We start from the raw sequence: 22,354 nt of genomic DNA on the forward strand, positions 1-22,354 counted from the left end.
GTAATTTCTTGTTGATAATTTCCTAAAACCTTCACTGTGGTTAAAAAAATTCATGTAAAAGAAATATTACATTTATTATTTGTTTTATTTTATCATTGGCTATTAAGTTTGCTTCCTTAACTATTAGCTAAATTTTTTCTATGAAAAAACGACTACTACTAATTTTGTGCAGTTTCGTATTTGCTGTAACACAGCTTTTTGCGCAAAATCACACTGTTACCGGTACGGTAACAGCCAAGGAGGACGGCCTTCCTCTGCCGGGTGTATCGGTGAAGATAAAAGGGACAACTACCGGTACCCAAACCACCGTCGACGGTAAATTTTCACTCAACGTTCCAAACAACGCGGTTTTATCATTTAGTTTTATTGGCTATGCCACACAGGATGTTCCTGTTGGTAACGCTTCAAATCTGAAAGTGGTTTTAGAAGCATCAGCCCGTGGCCTTAACGAGGTAATCGTGACCGCGTTAGGTATCTCAAGGCAGCAAAAATCACTGGGCTACGCTGCTCAGCAGGTAAAAGGCGACGACCTTACCGTTACCAAGCAATCTGACCTTAACACCGCACTTGCCGGTAAAATTGCAGGCGTACAGGTTTTAGGCGGTTCGGGTGCAAAGTTCGGTACATCGACTATCCGTATTCGTGGTATAAACTCGCTATCGGGTGCTAATCCCATTTATGTTGTAAACGGTGTTGTTACTGATCCAAATGCTGTCAATAATGATGATATTGAGTCTTTAACAGTACTTAAGGGCCCTGCCGCTACAGCACTTTATGGCCAGCGTGCATCTGAAGGAGCCGTAGTGATTACCCTGAAAAAAGGTGTAAACAAAGGTGTCGGCGTTTCTTTCAATCAATCAACTACTTTCGAAAAAGTGTACCAGTTGCCTGAGTACCAAAATGAATACGGTGGTGGTACTGATCTTAAATGGGATACTTACACCTACGACCCAAACAAGGGCTCGCCCGCTTCGTATGCCAAATTTAACGGCACCAAGATTTACGATTATGGTGTTGATGAAAGCTGGGGTCCTAAAATGGACGGCACCCTATATGCCCCTTGGTATTTCTGGGATCCTTCAAATCCGGATTTTGGTAAATTGAAGCCTTTTGTGCCCCAGCCAAATAACGTACGTGATTTTTACCGTACAGGCGTTACCTACAATACTAACGCAGCGTTTTCAAAAGCTGCCGATGATTATAACCTGAGGGTATCATACACCAATATAGATCGTACGGGTATTACACCAAACAGCGATCAGAAACGTAACAACGTTGGCCTGAACGGCGAATTGAAGCTTACTAAAAAATTTACTGTTAGCGCCAATATTAACTTCTCGCAAATCAATTCAAACAACATACCTTCTGAAGGCTACGGCACCCAAACCGCAGGTTCATTCAGCCAGTGGTTTCACAGGGATATCGAGATTGATAAACTTAAAAATTACAGAAGGGCCGACGGTACTTATACTACCTGGAATATTAGCGGCCCGGATGATTTGACGCCGCACTATTGGGATAACCCATACACCGAGGCATATGTAAATACCTCAAAATCGAATAATAACCGCGTTTTTGGTAACTTAACAGCTTCTTATCAATTTACCAAGGACCTCTCGTTATCATTTATCGCCCGCGAGGATTTGTTAAATGCCGATAATAATGGGCGTATTGGCTCGGGCACACTTAACACCGATTCATACTTACAAAATCAATACACTTACAAAGAAAATAATTACGTGGCAAACTTATCATTCAGCCACAATTTTAAAGATCTGTCGGTAAAAGCGGGTTTATATGCCGAAACACGCCAGGATCGTTACCTGTATACAGGTGGCAACACCAACGGTGGTTTGGCTATCCCAGACCTTTACACCTTATCAAACTCGTTGGATGCCCCTACTTCAATCAGCTACAACGCTTTATCGCGGGTAAACAGCTACTACGGTTACACTTCATTGGGCTATAAAGATTTCCTTTATCTTGATTTCAATGCCCGTAATGATATTTCATCAACATTGCCGGTAAACAATAAATCGTACTGGTATGGTGGTTTATCAGGCTCGTTTGTATTTACCGAACTACTGCCAAAAAACGATATACTGACATTTGGTAAATTAAGACTTTCTGGTGCTAAATTAGGATCGGATGCGTCGTTATATTCTATATATCAAACATATAACCTGAGCTTAACACCTTACGGGCCTACTACCGACGGAAATTCGCCGGTTCAAACCGTACCTAACGGCTTACCAAACGCCAGCCTGAAGCCCTCGCTTTCAACATCTTATGAAGTTGGTGCCGAGTTACATTTTCTTAAAGACAGGGTGAAATTTGATTTTAACTACTATACACGTACTCAAAAAGACCAGATTCTACCCTTACCTGTTAATGGTACTATCGGTTATTCAACAGTGTATATCAACGCAGGCTCAATCCGTAACAGGGGCGTTGAGATATCGCTTGGCGGTACTCCAATCAAATCAAAAGATTTTACCTGGAATGCCGATTTCAATCTTTCGTTTAACCGTAACAAAATCCTTTCACTTTATCCTGGCGTACCAAATGTTAAGGTTGTTCCTGATGGCCCTGGCGGCTACACGTTATCTGGTGGTAACCAAGCTGCCGGTACACAAGGCTTTGGTTTTGTAGGGTCACCAAGCTTTGGTATCAATGGTTTCCCCGGCCAATCTTATGGTCAGATAATCGGTTCGGGCTTTGTTCGTGATAACAAAGGAAATATTGTGGTAGATGAAGACGGTTTGCCATTAAGGCAGGATAACGTTAATCTGGGCAGCATGTTGCCAAGCTATACAGGCGGTTTTACCAACTCGTTCAATTACAAAGGTGTAGTATTGGCGTTTTCGCTTGATTTTCAAAAAGGCGGCAAATTTGTTTCAGTTACTCAGCAAAATCTTAATGGTTCAGGTTTAGGTATCGAAACTGTTGGTAACAACGCAAAAGGTAACCCAGTACGTAACCCGGTATCTGAGGGTGGTGGTACCCTGGTTGCAGGAGTACATGCCGATGGAACCCCTAATACTACTTATGTAGATACGCGTGCTTTATATGAGCAAACATATAGCCAGATTTGGGAAAAATGGACTTACGACGCATCGTATGTGAAACTGAGGGAGGTTAGTGTGGGTTATTCGTTTCCTAAAAAGATGCTGGGTAAATTGCCATTTCAGACGGCTTATTTTGGTATAACTTCTCAAAACCCATGGATGATCTACTCTAAACTAAAAGGAGTTGATCCATCACAATTGCAAACTTCCTTCTATGAAGGTGGCCAATTGCCAAACACCAGAAACTTAGGGTTTAACATCAAGTTAACGTTCTAAAAAAGCTCACAAATTATGAAAAGAATATATAATATAATAAGTAGATATATAGTAGGGGCAGGTGTAGTTATCCTAGCTTCGTGTAAAACAGGTGGCGATGTGAATGTTAGCCCCAACCAATCACCCAATGTACAGTCGGGGTATTTGTTAACCAGTTCGTTGCAGTTTTTGGGTGGTACAGGCGGTAGCGGTGCTACCACCAACATTAATTCGTATGCCGGCGAACTGTACTCACAATACCTCTCCGAGACGTTTTAATACTAACGAATCGTTATTTTCATTAAAGCAATATGACTACCAAGGTTATTATACGGGTCCGTTAAAAGATCTTAAAACCATAATAGAAGTAAATACCGATGCTTCAACCAAAGGTTTACAGGCTATTACCCGTTTCGGATCAAATAGCAACCAGATCGCTACCGCGCGCATTCTTACCGCGTTTGTTTATTTAACAATTACAGATCGCTGGGGTGATATACCATACTCGCAGGCATTAAGTGGTAAAGCTAATTTCACGCCGGCTTTTGATCCGCAAAAAGATATCTATACCGCTCTGATGAAAGAACTTGATGAAGCACAAAAACAATTTGACGGCGGCGCTACTATACCTGCACAACAGGATATTTTGTTTGGTGGCGATATTACCAAGTGGAAACATTGGGCCAATTCATTACATGCTATTATGGCTTTAAGGCTTTCGAAGGTTGACCCGACTACCGGTCGTGCGGAGTACGCCAAAGCCGTTGCAGGCGGATTGATGGACTCGAATAATGATAATGCTACTTATGTATACCTTGCTGCTCAGACCAATGAAAATCCGTACTACGGAAACTACCGTAGTCGTTATGATTATGCAGTAAGCAGTTTGGTTGTTAATACCTTAAGCGGACTCAATGACCCGCGTTTGCCGGTTTATGCCGCGCAAACTGCCTCAAAAACTTATGTTGGTTTGCCTTACGGTACCTCTGGCGCGGCGTTAGGTCAGTATAGCAAGGGTACACGGAGTAAGCCGGGTAATATATCTTTAATAGGTATAAAGGTTTCTGATCAAAATTCGCCAACTGTATGGACTTCTTTTGCACAGGTGATGTTTACGCAGGCCGAAGCTGCACACCTTGGCTGGATTACAGGAGGTGATGCTGCTGCTGCCACTTTCTATAATAAAGGCGTAGCCGCCTCATTAGAACAAAATGGTGTTAGCTCGTCAGATGAAAGCGCTTACCTTGCGCAGGCATCAGTTAAATTTTCTGCAGCAACTGCTATGAACCAGATCATGACCCAGAAATGGATTGCAGGTTTCTTAGGTAACGGTTGGGAGTCATGGGCAGAATATCGCCGTACAGGCTTGCCTAAATTACTTGATCCGGTTCCGGGTTCATTAAGCCCGGATCAAAAGATCCCGCGCAGGCAACAATATCCGCAAACCGAGAACGACCTTAATAAAGCTAATTACAACGCTGTAATTGCCCGTCAGGGCCCGGATGCGCTTAATACAAGGGTTTATTGGGATAAACAATAATTATTGCTTATAGGTTATGAGAACAACAAAGGCTGCCATTGGCGGCCTTTGTTGTTTATGGAGATTTATCTATATCAATACCCAGGTTTCAAATTCAATTATTCTTTCACCTGAATTGGTGATCAACGCTATTTTATGCTCGTTTATAATGTCAACTTTAAGTATAGTGGGAAGACCATTAAATCTTATCTCATTGCGGTGGTACAAAGTAACATTGTTAAATCTTATAATCTTAGGTTCAAAAATATTCTCTTCCCAATTTATAGGGTAGTTAATATGAAAGTCGAATGTTTGAGTTTCTGGATATTCGATAACCTTTAAAACTGTTGCGTCATGAAGAAAGTAGTCGTTGAAATTCATTCTATTTAGATTGATATTACAATATATTTATTACAAATGTCCTATTAAAAGAATGTGAGGGTAAAGTTTGTTAAGAAAGTTAGATAAGTAGTTTTTATATTAAAAGATATAGTACTTTAATTCATCATACCATCGGTGCAATCATACTTCAATCGTTGTAATCTTCAAATTAAAAAATAATTCCCGCTCTCTATTTGATATTCAAAACATTGTGGTTATCTTTGCCCTCCCTTGAAAGGAGGTATTTTAGGAATTATGATCATTATTAACGTAAAAGACGGCGAATCATTAGACAAAGCATTGAAACGCTTCAAAAAGAAATTCGAAAAAACAGGTGTTTTAAGAGAACTACGCAGTCGTCAGGCTTTCGAAAAAAAAATCTGTAACCCGTCGTCATGTTGTTAAACATGCTATCTACAAACAGACTTTAAACCAGGAAACTGTTTAATTCTTTTTTGTTGAAAAGAATTAATTAATTTCTTGACACTATATTAAAACTATTTGTACATTCATCATCCCGGATGTATAAATAGTTTTTTATGTTTTTAGAGCGTTTTATCCAGTACATCAAGTACGAAAAGCGGTATTCAGTGCATACTGTTTCCGCATATCAGTCTGATCTGGATCAGTTTATGCGCTTTTTAAACAATCCCGGCGGTGCCGATCCCGCACCTGAGCCGGTTATTACCCATCCATCGCAGGTAAGCTACCACGACATCCGTAACTGGATGGTTGAGCTTATTGATCAAAAACTTACCGGCCGTTCGGTTAACCGCAAAATGGCCACATTGCGCAAATACTTTAAATTTTTATTGCAGGAAGGTGTTGTTGAAACAAACCCGGTATCAAGGGTACGGTCGCAAAAGGTTGCTAAAACGTTGCCCGTAGTGGTTGAAGATACGCGCCTCACAAAAATGTTAGATAGTGATGACATTTTTACAAATGATTTTCCAGGCCTGCGTGATAAGCTTGTTATTGAGCTGTTGTTTGGCACCGGCATGCGGCTTGCCGAACTGTTAGGTATTAAGCAACAGGATATTAGCTTTGAGGGGGGAGTGGTAAAGGTACTGGGTAAGCGTAACAAAGAGCGCATTATTCCTATTAATAATGAGCTGAAGGCCCTGCTGCCCGAATATATGGAGGTAAAGAAAAATCAAAATTTTGATAACAATTCCTTCACATTAATCGTTACAAATAAAGGAGCCGATGCGTATCCGAAATTGATTTATTTAATAGTGCAAAAATATCTGTCTAACATATCAACCCAAAATAAACGGAGCCCACATGTGCTCAGGCACACCTTTGCAACCACTATGCTAAATAACGGGGCCGATTTAAATTCAATTAAGGAGCTTTTGGGACACGCTAACCTGAGCGCAACCCAAATTTACACGCACAATTCAGTTGAAAGACTAAAATCTATTTATAAACTCGCCCATCCAAAGGCTTAAAAAGGAGGAAACATGAAAATTACAGTGCAGTCAATTCATTTCACCGCAGACAGGAAACTTTTAGATTTTATTCAGAAAAAAGCTGATAAGCTTGATACGTTTTATGACCATATTATTAGCGGTGAAGTTTACTTAAAGCTTGAGAATGTGGAAGATGAATGTAATAAGATAACGGAGATCAAATTATTGCTACCCGGAAATCAAATATTTGCAAAAGAGAAGTGTAAGAGTTTTGAGGAAGCTACCGACCTGGCGGTTGAAAGCCTGAGGAAGCAAATTGAAAAGCATAAACAAAAGAAAGCCCTTGCTGATGCTACAGCAAAAAAAGCTGTTTTAACGGCAGTTGAGGAGGGTTTTTAATATTATAAAAAGGCTTGTTTTAAGCGTAAATCGGCAGGTTTTTAGCCTGCCGATTTTTTTTGATAAAAAATTTTGACGTGGCGTTATTTTTTGTAGATTTGCAGTCCCTTTCGGGGAGGTATTTAACGCCTCGAAAAAAAGTTAAAATAGTTCTTTAAAATATCAAAAAGCTTATTACTTTTGCGCTCCGTTATCGAAAGCAACACAGCGTTTAGATAATGTAAAGGCAAAATAAATATAAGCCTCCTTAGCTCAGCTGGTAGAGCAACTGACTTGTAATCAGTAGGTCATTGGTTCGATCCCGATAGGAGGCTCAGTTTTTTTCGGATTGAGGTATTTAGCTTCAATTTTGGATATCGCAAATCCGGAAACAACTACCGGGGGGATACCAGAGCGGTCAAATGGGACGGACTGTAAATCCGTTGCTTCGGCTACGAAGGTTCGAATCCTTCTCCCCCCACTTATCAAGTAAGCAGTTTGTAGTTCGCAGTTAGCAGTTTTGTTAACCGAACTATAAACTGCTAACTTGATTAAAAGGGTTTGAGGAATGGGTGTCATTGAGCGGTTAAGCTGCTAATTGAAAACTGCAAACCGAAAGCTGAATAAGCGGAAGTAGCTCAGTTGGTAGAGCGATAGCCTTCCAAGCTATAGGTCGCGAGTTCGAACCTCGTCTTCCGCTCGGTGATGTCGGATTTGAAATTTCCGAATTGAACTAAGCAAAAAATTAGATGCCGGGTAAGGCAAGTAGAGAAAGGAATAAATCCGGCATCGAACATCCGAAATCCGAAATAAAAAAATAAGCCGACGTAGCTCAGTGGTAGAGCACTTCCTTGGTAAGGAAGAGGTCACGGGTTCAAATCCCGTTGTTGGCTCGGTGTTATAAAACATACATTAAAGTTAAAATTAACCTACAAAAATAATTTATAGATCATGGCAAAAGAAAAGTTTGACCGCAGTAAGCCGCACTTAAACATCGGTACAATCGGTCACGTTGACCACGGTAAAACAACCCTTACCGCAGCTATTACTAAAGTTTTGGCTGATGCAGGTTTATCAGAAGCTCGTTCATTTGATTCAATTGACTCGGCTCCTGAAGAAAAAGAACGTGGTATTACCATCAACACTGCCCACGTTGAATATTCAACAGCTAACCGTCACTATGCACACGTTGACTGTCCAGGTCACGCGGATTATGTGAAAAACATGGTTACTGGTGCTGCGCAAATGGACGGTGCAATCATCGTAGTTGCTGCAACTGATGGTCCGATGCCACAAACTCGTGAGCACATCCTGTTAGCTCGTCAGGTAGGTGTACCTGCACTTGTTGTTTTCATGAACAAAGTTGACATGGTTGATGATCCGGAATTATTAGAGTTAGTAGAAATGGAAGTTCGTGAATTATTATCGTTCTACGAATTCCCAGGTGATGATATTCCAGTTATCCAGGGTTCTGCATTAGGTGGCCTTAACGGCGATCCTACCTGGGTTGGTAAAATCATGGAGTTGATGGATGCTGTAGATAGCTACATCCCAATCCCTCCACGTTTGACAGATCTTCCTTTCTTGATGCCTGTTGAAGACGTGTTCTCAATCACTGGTCGTGGTACTGTTGCCACCGGTCGTATTGAGCGTGGTGTAATCAACTCTGGTGAGCCTGTTGATATCCTGGGTATGGGTGCTGAGAACTTGAAATCAACCGTAACTGGTGTTGAGATGTTCCGCAAAATCCTTGACCGTGGTGAAGCTGGTGACAACGTAGGTTTATTGTTACGTGGTATTGAGAAAACTGATATCCGTCGTGGTATGGTTATCTGCAAACCAGGTTCAGTAACTCCTCACACCGATTTCAAAGCAGAAGTTTACGTATTATCAAAAGCAGAAGGTGGCCGTCACACTCCATTCTTCAACAAATACCGCCCGCAATTCTATTTCCGTACCACTGACGTTACTGGTGAGATTTCATTAGAACCAGGTGTAGAAATGGTTATGCCAGGTGATAATGTTACAATCACTGTAAAACTGATCAACGCTATCGCAATGGAAAAAGGCTTACGTTTCGCTATCCGTGAAGGTGGTCGTACCGTAGGTGCTGGTCAGGTAACTGAAATCTTGAAATAATAATATTTCAATAAAAAGGTTAATTTGAAAACATAAGTTTAGCCTTTAACGGCAAACTTATGTTTTCTTATTATAAATAACACACGGGAATAGTTCAACGGTAGAATAGAGGTCTCCAAAACCTTTGATCAGGGTTCGAATCCTTGTTCCCGTGCTTAAGCACAATATAAAAATGGCAGGCGTAGCTGAATATATTAAAGAGTCATACATCGAGTTAACCGAAAAGGTTACCTGGCCTACATGGCGCGAGCTTCAAAGCAGCGCTGTTTTGGTATTGGTTGCCGCTATAATTATTGCGCTGGTTATCTTAGGTATGGACCAGATCATTAATTATTTGCTTAAACTGTTTTACACATCACTAACATAATATCAGGGGAGACGGAGATGAGTGATCAATTGAAATGGTATGTAGTTAGGGCTATTAGTGGTAAGGAAAAGAAAGTTAAACAATACATAGATGCCGAAATTAGCCGTTTGGGCATTAGTCATTTGGTACCACAGGTATTAATACCTACCGAGAAGTATTACCAGATGCGTGATGGAAAGAAGATCGCGAAAGAGCGTAACTACTTTCCGGGCTATGTGCTTATGGAAGCCGTTTTAGATGGCGAAACTGAACACATCATTAAAAATATAAACAGTGTTATAGGTTTTCTGGGCGATAAAGCCGGAAACGCTATACCGCTTCGCCAGTCAGAAGTTAACCGGATTTTAGGTAAGGTTGACGAAATGAGCACACAGGGCGAAACCATGAATGTACCTTATTATGTTGGTGAGGCCGTTAAAGTTATGGACGGACCTTTCAACGGTTTCAGCGGCGTTATTGAAGAGGTTAACGAAGAGAAAAAGAAACTGAAAGTAATGGTAAAGATATTCGGGCGCCGTACGCCGCTTGAATTGAATTACATGCAGGTAGAGAAAGAATAGTTTTCAAATAATTTCGGATGTAGGATTTTTCGATTTCGAAATTATTGAATTTAAAATATAAGATGAAAGAAGCGGGAGTTAAATCCGAAATGGAAATTCCCAAATCCGAAATCGACACAATCTTAAATGTTACTTAGCTTCCACTTACTAACATTGAGTTTATAATTAAAGTAAATTAAAATGGCAAAAGAGATCGGTGCAATGGTTAAGCTGCAAGTTAAAGGCGGCGCCGCAAACCCATCACCACCAATTGGCCCTGCATTGGGTGCAAAAGGTGTGAACATCATGGAGTTTTGCAAACAATTTAATGCACGCACCCAGGACAAAGCTGGAAAAGTATTGCCTGTTTTGATTACTGTTTATGTTGACAAATCATTCGAATTTATCATCAAAACCCCTCCCGTTGCTATCCAGTTATTGGAAGCTACCGGTTTAAAGAGTGGTTCTGCTGAGCCTAACCGTAAAAAAGTTGCCAGTGTTAACTGGGAGCAGGTTGAGACTATAGCAAAAGATAAAATGGTTGACTTGAATGCATTCACAGTTGAATCGGCCATGAAAATGGTGGCAGGTACTGCCCGCAGCATGGGAATTACCGTATCAGGTACAGCTCCCTGGAATTAATTAATTTATACAAATCAGTTTAAAGACAGTGGCAAGATTAACAAAAAATCAAAAAGTGGCACTCTCCAAAATTGAGGCAAACAAATCGTACACATTACAGGATGCATCTGCATTGGTAAAGGAATTAACCCTTACTAAATTTGATTCATCAGTTGATATAGACGTTCGTTTAGGTGTTGACCCGCGTAAAGCCAATCAAATGGTACGTGGTATTGCAACATTACCTCATGGAACCGGTAAAACTGTACGTGTATTAGTGCTTTGTACTCCTGATAAGGAACAAGAAGCTAAAGACGCAGGTGCAGATTACGTAGGTTTGGATGATTATATTGCCAAGATTGAAGGCGGATGGACTGATGTTGATATTATCATTACTATGCCAAGTGTTATGGCGAAGGTAGGTCGTTTAGGTCGTATTTTAGGCCCGCGTAACCTTATGCCAAACCCTAAATCAGGTACAGTTACCCCAGAAGTTGGTAAAGCTGTAACTGAGGTAAAAGGTGGTAAAATCGATTTCAAGGTTGACAAAACCGGTATCATCCACACTTCAATAGGAAAAGCATCTTTCTCTGCAGATAAAATTTATGAGAATGCATTAGAAGTATTGCAAACAATTTCTAAATTAAAACCTTCTGCAGCAAAAGGAACATATTTCAAGAGCATTCATATCTCTTCAACTATGTCGCCTGGAATTACAGTTGAAACTAAATCAGTAGCGGGGATCTAATCATGAATAAAGAAGAAAAATACGACCTTGTTGTAGCCCTAACTGAGCAAATCAAAGAGTATGGTAATTTTTATATCACTGATACCTCTGATTTAACTGTAGCCAAGATCAACAACATCCGCCGTAAATGTTTCGAAAACGACATTACGATGCAGGTAACCAAAAATAGCTTGATCAAAAAAGCTATGGAAGCTGCAGGCGGCGATTTCAGCCCTATATATGATGTATTAAAAGGTTCATCATCAATCCTTTTCTCAAAGTCAGCAACTGCTCCGGCAAAGTTGATCAAACAATTAAGGAAAACAGGTGAAAAACCAATTTTAAAAGCAGCTTATATTGATTCGGCGGTATTTATCGGTGATAACCAGTTAGATACTTTAACCAAACTGAAATCAAAAGAACAACTGATCGGCGAGATAGTTGGCTTACTACAATCACCTGCCAAAAACGTACTTTCTGCACTACAATCAGGCGGAACTACAATTGCAGGCCTTGTAAAAACATTACAGGAAAGAGGTTAACGAACGCCTCACAAAAGTTCGACAATAACAAACAAAAAGCATTAAAAGTAAAAATTTAAATAAAATGGCGGATTTAAAAGCGTTTGCTGAACAGTTGGTAAACTTAACAGTAAAAGAAGTAAACGAATTAGCTCAAATATTAAAAGATGAGTATGGTATTGAGCCTGCTGCTGCTGCTGTAGCAGTTGCTGCTCCTGCTGCTGACGGTGGCGATGCTGCTCCAGCTGCTGCTGAGCAAACTGCATTTGACGTTATCCTGAAAGAAGCTGGTGGCGCTAAATTAGCAGTTGTTAAATTAGTAAAAGACTTAACTGGCCTTGGTTTGAAAGAAGCTAAAGATCTTGTTGACGGTGCACCAAAAGAACTTAAAACTGGTGTAACTAAAGAAGAAGCTGAATCTTTGAAAAAACAATTAGAAGAAGCCGGAGCAGTAGTTGAGGTTAAGTAATTTAACCTACTGAAATATAGCATCAAGACTCCGACCATAAACGGTCGGGGTCTATTGCTGTTTATAAAGGTTTTGAATTAGATGTGAGATATTAGATATGAGATTTGAGATTTTTCAAATCGCTATTTCATATCTCAGATCTCATGTCTCAAGTCTCACATCTACAAAAATTAATAACTAAAATTTAAATACCTTGGCAAACAATAATAATCAAAGAGTAAACTTTGCAACCAGTAGAAAGGTACTTGATTACCCTGATTTTCTGGATGTTCAGTTACAATCTTTCCAGGAATTTTTTCAATTGGAAACCACTTCCGACAACCGTTATAAAGAAGGGCTGTTTAAAGTGTTTGCCGAAAACTTTCCTATTTCAGATTCAAGAAACATCTTTGTCCTGGAGTTTCTTGACTACTTTATTGATCCGCCCCGTTATGATATACAAGAGTGTATCGAACGCGGATTAACTTACAGCGTACCATTAAAAGCAAAGCTTCGCCTGTCATGTAATGATGAGGAGCACGAAGATTTTGAAACAATTGTACAGGACGTGTACCTGGGTACTATCCCATATATGACGCCAAAAGGTACATTTGTTATTAATGGTGCCGAGCGTGTAATTGTATCACAGTTACACCGTTCGCCAGGTGTGTTCTTTGGTCAGAGCCGCCATACCAACGGTACAAAATTATACTCGGCCCGTGTTATTCCTTTCAAAGGTTCATGGATTGAGTTTGCTACAGACGTTAACAACGTGATGTATGCTTACATTGACCGTAAAAAGAAATTCCCGGTTACTACGTTGCTTCGCGCCATTGGTTATGACTCTGATAAAGATATATTAGAGCTGTTTGAACTGGCCGACGAGGTTAAAGTAAGCAAATCAGGCCTTAAGAAATATATTGGCCGTAAGCTTGCTGCAAGGGTACTTAAAACATGGATCGAAGACTTTGTGGATGAAGATACCGGTGAGGTAGTTTCTATCCCTCGTAATGAGATTATCCTTGAGCGTGAAACCTTACTGGAAGACGACCATATTGATATGATCATTGACTCGGGTGTTAAAACCATTATCCTTAACAAGGAAGACGCTTCAACCAGCGGTGATTATACTATTATATACAATACCTTACAGAAAGATACTTCCAACTCTGAGAAGGAAGCGGTTGAACATATCTACCGCCAGTTACGTAACGCTGAACCACCTGATGAAGAAACAGCTCGTGGTATCATCGATCGTTTATTCTTTTCGGATAAAAGATATGACCTGGGTGATGTGGGCCGGTACCGCATCAACCGTAAATTGAAACTGAGCACTTCGGAAGAAACTAAAGTTTTAACCAAGCAGGATATCATCGCGATTGTTAAATATCTGATCAAATTAATCAACTCAAAAGCTGAGGTGGATGATATCGATCACTTGTCAAACCGTCGTGTGCGTACCGTTGGTGAGCAGCTTTATGCTCAGTTTGGCGTAGGTTTGGCACGTATGGCCCGTACCATTCGTGAGCGTATGAACATCCGTGACAACGAGGTGTTCACACCAACCGACCTGATCAACGCACGTACATTATCATCTGTGATCAACTCGTTCTTCGGAACAAACCAGTTATCACAGTTCATGGACCAAACCAATCCACTGGCAGAGATCACGCACAAGCGTCGTCTGTCAGCCTTAGGCCCCGGCGGTCTGTCGCGTGAGCGTGCAGGCTTCGAGGTTCGTGACGTTCACTATACCCACTACGGTAGGTTGTGTACTATCGAAACTCCCGAAGGTCCGAACATTGGTTTGATTTCATCACTTTGCGTACACGCTAAGATCAACAACTTAGGCTTTATCGAAACTCCGTACAAACGTGTAGTTGACGGTAAAGTTATGGTTGATGAGCCGGTTATCTATTTATCTGCTGAAGATGAAGACGGTAAAACCATTGGCCAGGCAAACGCGGTATATGATGACAAAGGTGAGTTTGAATTGCCACGTGTAAAAGCACGTTTCGAAGGTGACTTCCCGGTTATCGAGCCAGAGCGTCTGGATTTGATGGACATCGCTCCAAACCAGATTACTTCAATTGCGGCTTCGCTGATTCCGTTCTTAGAGCATGATGACGCCAACCGTGCATTGATGGGTTCAAACATGCAACGCCAGGCCGTACCATTGTTGCGCCCTGAAGCGCCAATTGTTGGTACTGGTTTGGAAGGTCGTGTTGCAAAAGACTCCCGTACCCTGATCAACGCCGAAGGCGATGGTGTGGTTGAGTACGTTGATGCTAACGAAATCCGTATTAAATATGACCGTAACGAACTTGATCGTTTGATCTCGTTTGAAGGAGATAGCAAAAGCTACCGATTAACCAAGTTTAAGAAAACCAACCAAAGCACCACCATGAACCTTAAGCCTATTGTTAAAAAAGGCCAGAGGGTTGAAAAAGGTGAAGTACTTTGCGAAGGTTACGCTACCCAGAATGGCGAGCTTGCATTGGGCCGTAACCTTAAAGTAGCGTTCATGCCTTGGCAGGGATATAACTTTGAGGATGCGATTGTAATCTCTGAGCGTGTTGTTTCACAAGATATCTTTACTTCAATCCACGTTGAAGAGTTCGAGCTTGAAGTTCGTGATACTAAACGTGGTGAGGAAGAGTTAACACCAGATATCCCTAACGTATCAGAAGAAGCTACTAAAGACCTTGACGAAGACGGTATCATCCGTGTAGGCGCCGAGGTTAAAGAAGGCGACATCCTGATTGGTAAGATCACCCCTAAAGGTGAGTCAGACCCATCACCGGAAGAAAAACTGTTACGCGCTATCTTCGGTGATAAAGCCGGCGACGTTAAAGATGCTTCATTGAAAACCCCGCCGTCAATTGCCGGTGTTGTTATCGATACCAAATTATTCTCCCGTGCTAAAAAGACTTCAAAAGCTGAAGAAAAAGCACAGTTAGAGAAATTGGATAACAAGCATGATAAAGCTGTAAAAGATCTGAAAAATACCTTGATCGACAAGTTATTTGAGATTGTTAACGGTAAAACTTCGCAAGGTGTTTATAACGTTTATAAAGAGTTACAGGTTCCTAAAGGTGTTAAATTCACCCAAAAAATATTAGTTGAGCTTAATTACGATAACATTAACCCAACTAAATGGACTACTGATGACGATAAAAACGATCAGATCAAGATCCTTCTTCATAACTTCAACATTAAGTACAATGAAGAGTTGGGTGCTTACCGTCGTGATAAATTCGCTATCAGTGTGGGTGATGAGCTTCCATCAGGCATCGTGCAAATGGCTAAAGTTTATATCGCTAAAAAGCGTAAGCTTAAAGTAGGTGATAAAATGGCGGGTCGTCACGGTAACAAAGGTATCGTTGCACGTATTGTACGTGACGAAGACATGCCTTTCCTTGAAGACGGAACACCGGTTGATATTGTGTTGAACCCACTGGGTGTACCTTCACGTATGAACTTGGGCCAGATCTATGAAACCGTATTAGGCTGGGCCGGTAAAGAGCTTGGTGTTAAATTTGCTACTCCAATCTTCGACGGTGCAAGCCATGAAGAAGTGGAAGAGTGGATTAAGAAAGCCAACTTACCAGAATCAGGCCGTACTTACTTATACAATGGTTTAACAGGTGATCGTTTTGATCAGCAAACTACTGTAGGTATTATCTACATGCTGAAATTAGGTCACATGGTTGATGATAAGATGCACGCCCGTTCAATCGGTCCGTACTCATTGATCACTCAGCAACCATTGGGCGGTAAAGCACAATTCGGTGGCCAGCGTTTTGGTGAGATGGAGGTTTGGGCACTGGAAGCATTTGGTGCATCAAACATCCTGCAGGAGATATTAACCGTTAAATCGGATGATGTTATCGGCCGCGCCAAAACATATGAGGCTATTGTTAAAGGTGAAAACCTGCCAACGCCATCAGTTCCTGAATCATTCAATGTATTGGTTCACGAGTTACGCGGCTTAGGTTTGGATATCACCTTAGAATAAGGTAAAAGGATAAAGGTGAAAGGTAAAAGATTATGTCCCTTACCTTTCACCCTTTAAAAGTCATTAGATAACAGGAGAAGGAATCGGCAGAAAAGGAAAACCTTTCGCCCTTCGCCTTTCACCTTTAACCTACAAAAAAAGAGATATGTCTTACAAAAAGGATAATAAAATCAAAAGTAACTTTACCACCATTACCATCAGTTTAGCCTCTCCAGAGTCTATCCTTGAGCGTTCAAGCGGTGAAGTTTTAAAGCCGGAAACCATTAACTACCGTACTTACAAACCCGAGCGTGATGGTTTGTTCTGCGAGCGTATTTTTGGTCCGGTTAAGGATTATGAGTGCCATTGCGGTAAATACAAACGTATCCGTTACAAAGGTATCGTGTGCGACCGTTGCGGTGTTGAAGTAACCGAAAAGAAAGTACGTCGTGAGCGTATGGGCCACATCAACCTGGTGGTGCCTGTTGCACACATCTGGTACTTCCGCTCATTGCCAAACAAAATTGGTTATTTATTAGGCTTGCCTACAAAAAGGCTCGACCTTATTATATACTACGAGCGTTACGTAGTTATCCAACCGGGTATTAAAGAAGCAGACGGAATCAACAAAATGGATTTCCTTACTGAAGAAGAATACCTTGACGTATTGGATACCCTTCCAAAAGAAAACCAGTACCTTGACGATAAAGATCCTCAGAAATTTGTTGCCAAAATGGGTGCCGAGGCTTTGGAAGAGTTATTGAAACGCCTCGACCTTGACGAATTATCATTCAGCTTGCGTCACCAGGCAGCAAACGAAACTTCTCAGCAACGTAAAAACGAAGCCTTAAAACGTTTACAGGTTGTTGAAGCTTTCCGTGATGCAAAAACCAGGATCGAGAATAACCCTGAGTGGATGATCGTTAAGATCGTTCCGGTTATCCCGCCTGAATTGCGTCCGTTAGTACCACTGGAAGGTGGCCGTTTCGCTACTTCAGATTTGAACGACCTTTACCGTCGTGTTATTATCCGTAACAATCGTTTAAAACGTTTGATCGAGATTAAAGCACCAGAGGTGATTTTACGTAACGAAAAACGTATGTTGCAGGAAGCTGTGGATTCGTTATTCGATAACTCACGTAAAGTTAACGCGGTAAAAACTGAAGGTAACCGTGCCTTGAAATCGCTTTCAGACATCCTGAAAGGTAAGCAAGGCCGTTTCCGTCAGAACTTATTAGGTAAACGTGTGGATTACTCTGCCCGTTCGGTAATTGTTGTAGGTCCTAACCTTAAATTACACGAGTGCGGTTTACCAAAAGATATGGCTGCCGAGCTGTTTAAACCATTTATCATCCGTAAAATGATTGAGCGTGGTGTGGTTAAAACAGTAAAATCTGCCAAAAAAATCGTTGACCGTAAAGACCCATTAGTTTGGGACATTTTGGAAAACGTATTGAAGGGACACCCTGTATTACTAAACCGTGCGCCTACGTTGCACAGGTTAGGTATCCAGTCGTTCCAGCCAAAACTGGTTGAAGGTAAAGCGATCCAATTGCACCCATTAACCTGTACAGCATTCAACGCGGATTTTGACGGTGACCAGATGGCCGTTCACGTACCACTTGGTAACGCGGCAATTTTGGAAGCCCAAATCCTGATGCTTGCTTCGCACAACATCCTTAACCCTGCTAATGGTACGCCTATTACTGTACCATCTCAGGACATGGTGCTTGGTTTGTACTACATAACCAAAGGCCGTAAAACTGATGAAACACGTGTGGTTAAAGGACAAGGTTTAACTTTTTACTCTGCAGAAGAAGTAATTATCGCTTATAACGAGAAAAAACTTGATCTGCATGCGTTCATTAAAGTTAAAGCTTTAGTTAAAGAGCGCGATGGCAAAATCGTAAACAAAATTATCGATACTACTGTAGGCCGCGTGTTGTTTAACCAGCATGTTCCTGTAGAAGTGGGATATATTAATGAGCTGCTTACCAAAAAATCACTTCGTGATATCATTGGTGAAGTAGTAAAAATCACCGGTATGGCGCGTGCTGCCCAGTTCCTTGACGATATTAAGGAATTAGGATTTAAAATGGCGTTCCAGGGTGGTTTATCATTTAACCTGAAGGATATCAATATCCCTGCAGAAAAAGTAACCCTGATTGATACTGCTTCTAAACAGGTTGATGAGGTGATGAACAACTATAACATGGGTTTCATTACCAACAACGAGCGCTACAACCAGATCATCGATATCTGGACACGTATCAACAACCGCTTAACTGCTAACGTGATGGATATCCTGAGCAACGATAACCAGGGCTTCAACTCTGTTTACATGATGCTTGACTCAGGTGCCCGTGGTTCTAAAGAGCAGATCCGTCAGCTTGCAGGTATGCGTGGTTTGATGGCGAAACCTCAAAAATCAGGTTCAGGTGGTGAGATCATTGAAAACCCGATCCTTTCAAACTTTAAAGAAGGTTTGTCGGTATTGGAGTACTTCATCTCTACCCACGGTGCCCGTAAAGGTTTGGCGGATACGGCGTTAAAAACAGCGGATGCTGGTTACTTAACACGTAGGTTGCATGACGTTGCCCAGGATATGATTGTTGGTGAGGTTGATTGCGGTACTTTAAGAGGTATCTACACAACTGCACTGAAAGATAACGAGGACATTGTTGAGCCATTATATGATCGTATTTTAGGTCGTACCACTTTGCATGATGTTCATGACCCAATCACTAACGAACTGTTAGCGGTAGCCGGTCAGGACATTACCGAAGAGGTTGCCAAAAAGATCGAGAATTCTCCGTTAGAAGGTATCGAGATCCGTTCGGTATTAACCTGCGAAAGCAAACGTGGTGTATGTGCATTGTGCTACGGCCGTAACCTTGCAAGCGGTAAACGCGTGCAAAAAGGCGAGGCTGTTGGTGTAATTGCTGCACAGTCAATCGGTGAGCCGGGTACACAGTTAACACTTCGTACATTCCACGTGGGTGGTACCGCGTCAAACATCGCTGCTGAATCTCAGATCAACGCTAAGTTTGATGGTATCATTGAGTTTGAGAACGTACGTACCGTTACTTATGAAACTGCCGAAGACGGCGCTGTTGATGTGGTATTAGGCCGTTCGGGCGAGTTCCGTATTATCGAAGCCGGAAGCAATAAAGTAATTGTTACTAATAATATTCCATACGGTTCATACCTGTATGTAAAAGATGGCAGCAAGATCACCAAAGGCGACCGTATCTGTTCATGGGATCCGTACAACGCAGTAATTATCTCTGAATTTGCGGGTATTGCTCAGTTTGACGCTGTATTGGAAGGCATCACTTTCCGGGAAGAAAGTGACGAACAAACCGGTCACCGCGAAAAAGTGATCATCGATACCAGGGATAAAACAAAAAACCCTGCTATCCAGATCACAGATAATAAAGGTAACATCATTAAAGGATACAACATTCCGGTAGGTGCACACATCGCTGTTGATGAAGGCGATAGGTTACAAACTGGTCAGGTTATTGCTAAAATCCCACGTTCAACCGGTAAAACACGAGATATTACAGGTGGTTTACCACGTGTAACCGAGTTATTTGAAGCACGTAACCCTTCAAACCCTGCTGTAGTGACTGAAATTGATGGTGTGGTAACTTTAGGTGGTGTTAAACGTGGTAATCGCGAAATCACCATCGAGTCGAAGGACGGCCAGGTTAAAAAATACCTTGTACCGCTTTCAAAACACATCCTTGTACAGGATAATGACTTTGTTAAAGCCGGTATGCCATTGTCTGACGGTTCAATTTCACCTTCAGATATCCTTGCTATCAAAGGCCCTGCCGCAGTACAAGAGTACCTTGTTAACGGTATCCAGGAAGTTTACCGCTTACAGGGTGTGAAGATCAATGATAAGCACTTTGAGGTTATCGTTCACCAGATGATGCAGAAGGTTCAGATCGAAGATGCAGGCGATACCCGTTTCTTAGAGCGTGAAGCTGTTGACGGATGGGATTTTATGAACGAGAACGATGAGATTTATGACAAGAAAGTTGTAGTTGATCCAGGCGATTCAACTACATTGAAAGCTGGTCAGATAGTTTCATTACGCCGCTTACGCGATGAAAACTCGGTATTGAAACGCCGCGACCTTAAATTGGTTGAGGTACGTGACGCAATCCCTGCAACGTCAAGTCCGATACTGCAAGGTATCACCAGGGCATCGTTAGGTACGAAGTCGTTTATCTCGGCAGCGTCATTCCAGGAAACTACCAAAGTACTGAACGAAGCAGCTATCGCAGGTAAAAAAGATAATATGCTTGGCCTGAAAGAAAACGTTATTGTAGGTCACTTAATACCTTCAGGTACCGGTTTACGCGAGTATGAAAATATCCGTGTAGGCTCACAGGAAGAATTTGACCGCCTGATGGCTTCGAAAGCAGAAGAGTTGGAAGCTTAATTTTCAACTGTTTAAATATTTTATTGAGCCTCCCGGTTTCCGGGAGGCTTTTTTTATAACTTTTTTTAAAATTGTTAAAACAAAGGTAAAACATCTCTGTTCTACGTTCGACCTTGCGCAAGGTCACAATGGGGTTGATCCATGTTATCGAAAGTAAAACAAGGCTCAATAATCACCTCAAAAAAAGGCTGTTTATGGAGAACGTCTTTTTGTTATTTTAGTAGCATGGAAGAACAAAATGAAAATCAGCTCAACATTGAGCTTTCAGAAGAAATTGCAGAAGGTATCTACTCAAACCTGGCTATCATTACTCATTCAAACTCTGAGTTTGTATTGGATTTTATCCGGGTAATGCCAGGCGTACCCAAAGCCAGGGTAAAATCGCGGATCATATTAACCCCCGAGCATGCCAAACGCCTTCTTTCGGCCCTGGAAGATAACATTGAAAAGTATGAAGCCATTAACGGCCGCATCAAAGTACAGCCTGATCATCCAGGTTTCCCTATGAATTTTGGCGGTACAATGGGGCAAGCATAATTGATAATATTATATTAAAATGCCATTTTGGTTAAGGAAAAGTTATGCTTATGCCTTGTTTGTGAAAAATTTAATAATAATGTGTTGTTTTTGAGAAAAAAGTGTATATATTGCAACGTTTTACAACTTACACCTATAAAGACATGAATTCCTAAGTTCTATGAGAAAATCCCATATTGTAAATTCATTTTTAGTTCTGTTCATTTTATTCATTTCTGCAGGGCTGCTTTCTTGCAATTCGGCCAAAAAGGTAAAATATTTTCAAGATCTTGCTGACTCCGGTCAGATGAAAACGATCTCTAAAGCAGATTATCAACCTCCGGTAATTCAACCCGATGATATCCTAACAATTGTTGTGCAGACTATCGATCCTCAAAATACTGCAGCTATTAATGTTGGCAATCTTCCGTTTCCAAGTACAGGCACCTCATTAAATCCTACAAGTTTGTCGAGTGTTAGTCAGCAACCATCGTTAGGTATTTTAGTTGATAAAGATGGTTTTATTACCATTCCAATACTCGGAAAAATCAAAGTTGCCGGCTATACTACATCTGAAGCTACTGAAGTAATAAAGGCGGAGGCCATAAAATATTACAAAGAGCCAACAGTAATAGTGCGTTATGCAAATTTCAAAGTAAGTGTAACTGGGGAAGTACTCAAACCAGGAATGTATGTTTTACCAAATGAAAAGGTAAGTGTGCTCGACGCTATCGCTTTGGCAGGTGATTTAACAATTTTCGCAAAAAGGGATAACGTATTATTAATACGTGAAAATAAAGATGGTACTAAAACTCCATATCGTTTTAATCTGAAAAAAAGCGACATAATGAGTTCTCCTTACTTTTATCTGCATCAAAATGACATAATTTATGTAGAACCCGGACCAGGTAAAGTTTCAACAACCGATGCTTCACAAGCAAGATATTACACCTTAGTTGGGTCCTTACTGTCAGTACTAATCGTTTTATTTACAAGAAAATAATATTCAG

At 41.2% G+C, this 22,354-nt stretch carries 16 protein-coding genes, 5 tRNA genes and 1 pseudogene; all 22 read left to right on the plus strand.

Annotation, left to right across the window (positions count from 1 at the left end; genetic code table 11):
* Positions 1 to 140 precede the first annotated feature (140 nt).
* The 22 genes and pseudogenes from ABID99_RS02200 to ABID99_RS02305 all read left to right on the plus strand — a co-directional run bounded on the left by ABID99_RS02200 (position 141) and on the right by ABID99_RS02305 (position 22,347).
* Complete coding sequence (locus ABID99_RS02200; protein ID WP_373612711.1) at positions 141 to 3,344, plus strand: SusC/RagA family TonB-linked outer membrane protein; 3,204 nt, start codon at positions 141 to 143, stop codon at positions 3,342 to 3,344.
* Between the two features lie 15 nt (positions 3,345 to 3,359).
* Positions 3,360 to 3,602 (plus strand): hypothetical protein, encoded by a 243-nt coding sequence (locus ABID99_RS02205; RefSeq protein ID WP_373612712.1) that lies wholly within the window; start codon positions 3,360 to 3,362, stop codon positions 3,600 to 3,602.
* Positions 3,559 to 4,863: a SusD/RagB family nutrient-binding outer membrane lipoprotein gene (locus tag ABID99_RS02210; RefSeq protein ID WP_373612713.1), complete on the plus strand. Its 1,305-nt coding sequence runs from the start codon at positions 3,559 to 3,561 to the stop codon at positions 4,861 to 4,863. The genes ABID99_RS02205 and ABID99_RS02210 overlap by 44 nt, the downstream gene beginning before the upstream one ends.
* A 615-nt stretch (positions 4,864 to 5,478) precedes the next feature.
* Positions 5,479 to 5,671 (plus strand): annotated as a pseudogene (gene rpsU / locus ABID99_RS02215) (30S ribosomal protein S21).
* A 91-nt stretch (positions 5,672 to 5,762) separates the two neighbouring features.
* Complete coding sequence (locus ABID99_RS02220) at positions 5,763 to 6,674, plus strand: tyrosine-type recombinase/integrase (protein WP_373612715.1); 912 nt, start codon at positions 5,763 to 5,765, stop codon at positions 6,672 to 6,674.
* A 12-nt stretch (positions 6,675 to 6,686) separates the two neighbouring features.
* Positions 6,687 to 7,034, plus strand: coding sequence for a ribosome hibernation-promoting factor, HPF/YfiA family (gene hpf, locus ABID99_RS02225; protein ID WP_090528685.1), 348 nt, complete (start codon positions 6,687 to 6,689; stop codon positions 7,032 to 7,034).
* Between the two features lie 241 nt (positions 7,035 to 7,275).
* Positions 7,276 to 7,348: transfer RNA gene (locus ABID99_RS02230), tRNA-Thr, on the plus strand.
* 65 nt (positions 7,349 to 7,413) lie between these two features.
* A tRNA-Tyr gene (locus ABID99_RS02235) sits at positions 7,414 to 7,494 on the plus strand.
* A 146-nt stretch (positions 7,495 to 7,640) separates the two neighbouring features.
* Positions 7,641 to 7,713, plus strand: a tRNA-Gly gene (locus ABID99_RS02240).
* A gap of 121 nt (positions 7,714 to 7,834) precedes the next feature.
* Positions 7,835 to 7,906 (plus strand) — tRNA-Thr (locus tag ABID99_RS02245).
* Between the two features lie 58 nt (positions 7,907 to 7,964).
* Positions 7,965 to 9,152, plus strand: a complete 1,188-nt coding sequence (tuf, locus tag ABID99_RS02250) for an elongation factor Tu (RefSeq protein ID WP_090528682.1) — start codon at positions 7,965 to 7,967, stop codon at positions 9,150 to 9,152.
* 83 nt (positions 9,153 to 9,235) lie between these two features.
* Positions 9,236 to 9,306: transfer RNA gene (locus ABID99_RS02255), tRNA-Trp, on the plus strand.
* A gap of 18 nt (positions 9,307 to 9,324) precedes the next feature.
* Entirely contained in the window at positions 9,325 to 9,519 is a 195-nt protein-coding gene (gene secE, locus ABID99_RS02260) for a preprotein translocase subunit SecE (protein WP_090529653.1), read from the plus strand.
* A gap of 17 nt (positions 9,520 to 9,536) precedes the next feature.
* The gene (gene nusG / locus ABID99_RS02265) at positions 9,537 to 10,079 is read left to right on the plus strand and encodes a transcription termination/antitermination protein NusG (RefSeq protein WP_090528679.1); all 543 of its coding nucleotides are present in this window, start codon (positions 9,537 to 9,539) and stop codon (positions 10,077 to 10,079) included.
* Between the two features lie 180 nt (positions 10,080 to 10,259).
* Complete coding sequence (rplK, locus tag ABID99_RS02270; RefSeq protein ID WP_090528676.1) at positions 10,260 to 10,700, plus strand: 50S ribosomal protein L11; 441 nt, start codon at positions 10,260 to 10,262, stop codon at positions 10,698 to 10,700.
* A 28-nt stretch (positions 10,701 to 10,728) separates the two neighbouring features.
* The gene (gene rplA / locus ABID99_RS02275) at positions 10,729 to 11,427 is read left to right on the plus strand and encodes a 50S ribosomal protein L1 (RefSeq protein WP_090528673.1); all 699 of its coding nucleotides are present in this window, start codon (positions 10,729 to 10,731) and stop codon (positions 11,425 to 11,427) included.
* Positions 11,428 to 11,429: 2 nt separating this feature from the next.
* On the plus strand, positions 11,430 to 11,948 hold the full coding sequence (rplJ, locus tag ABID99_RS02280) for a 50S ribosomal protein L10 (RefSeq protein WP_090528670.1): 519 nt from the start codon (positions 11,430 to 11,432) through the stop codon (positions 11,946 to 11,948).
* A 64-nt stretch (positions 11,949 to 12,012) separates the two neighbouring features.
* On the plus strand, positions 12,013 to 12,396 hold the full coding sequence (gene rplL, locus ABID99_RS02285; protein ID WP_022833154.1) for a 50S ribosomal protein L7/L12: 384 nt from the start codon (positions 12,013 to 12,015) through the stop codon (positions 12,394 to 12,396).
* A 193-nt stretch (positions 12,397 to 12,589) separates the two neighbouring features.
* On the plus strand, positions 12,590 to 16,393 hold the full coding sequence (gene rpoB / locus ABID99_RS02290; protein WP_090528667.1) for a DNA-directed RNA polymerase subunit beta: 3,804 nt from the start codon (positions 12,590 to 12,592) through the stop codon (positions 16,391 to 16,393).
* Positions 16,394 to 16,538: 145 nt separating this feature from the next.
* Entirely contained in the window at positions 16,539 to 20,828 is a 4,290-nt protein-coding gene (rpoC, locus tag ABID99_RS02295; protein ID WP_354486061.1) for a DNA-directed RNA polymerase subunit beta', read from the plus strand.
* A gap of 225 nt (positions 20,829 to 21,053) precedes the next feature.
* Positions 21,054 to 21,365 carry a DUF3467 domain-containing protein gene (locus ABID99_RS02300; RefSeq protein ID WP_090528662.1) on the plus strand — a complete coding sequence of 104 codons (312 nt, stop codon included), beginning with the start codon at positions 21,054 to 21,056 and terminating at the stop codon, positions 21,363 to 21,365.
* Positions 21,366 to 21,525: 160 nt separating this feature from the next.
* Entirely contained in the window at positions 21,526 to 22,347 is an 822-nt protein-coding gene (locus ABID99_RS02305; RefSeq protein ID WP_090528659.1) for a polysaccharide biosynthesis/export family protein, read from the plus strand.
* The last annotated feature ends 7 nt before the right edge of the window (positions 22,348 to 22,354 follow it).

The sequence above is a fragment of the Mucilaginibacter sp. OAE612 genome, from assembly GCF_041806395.1.
Taxonomy (GTDB): Bacteria; Bacteroidota; Bacteroidia; order Sphingobacteriales; family Sphingobacteriaceae; genus Mucilaginibacter; species Mucilaginibacter rubeus.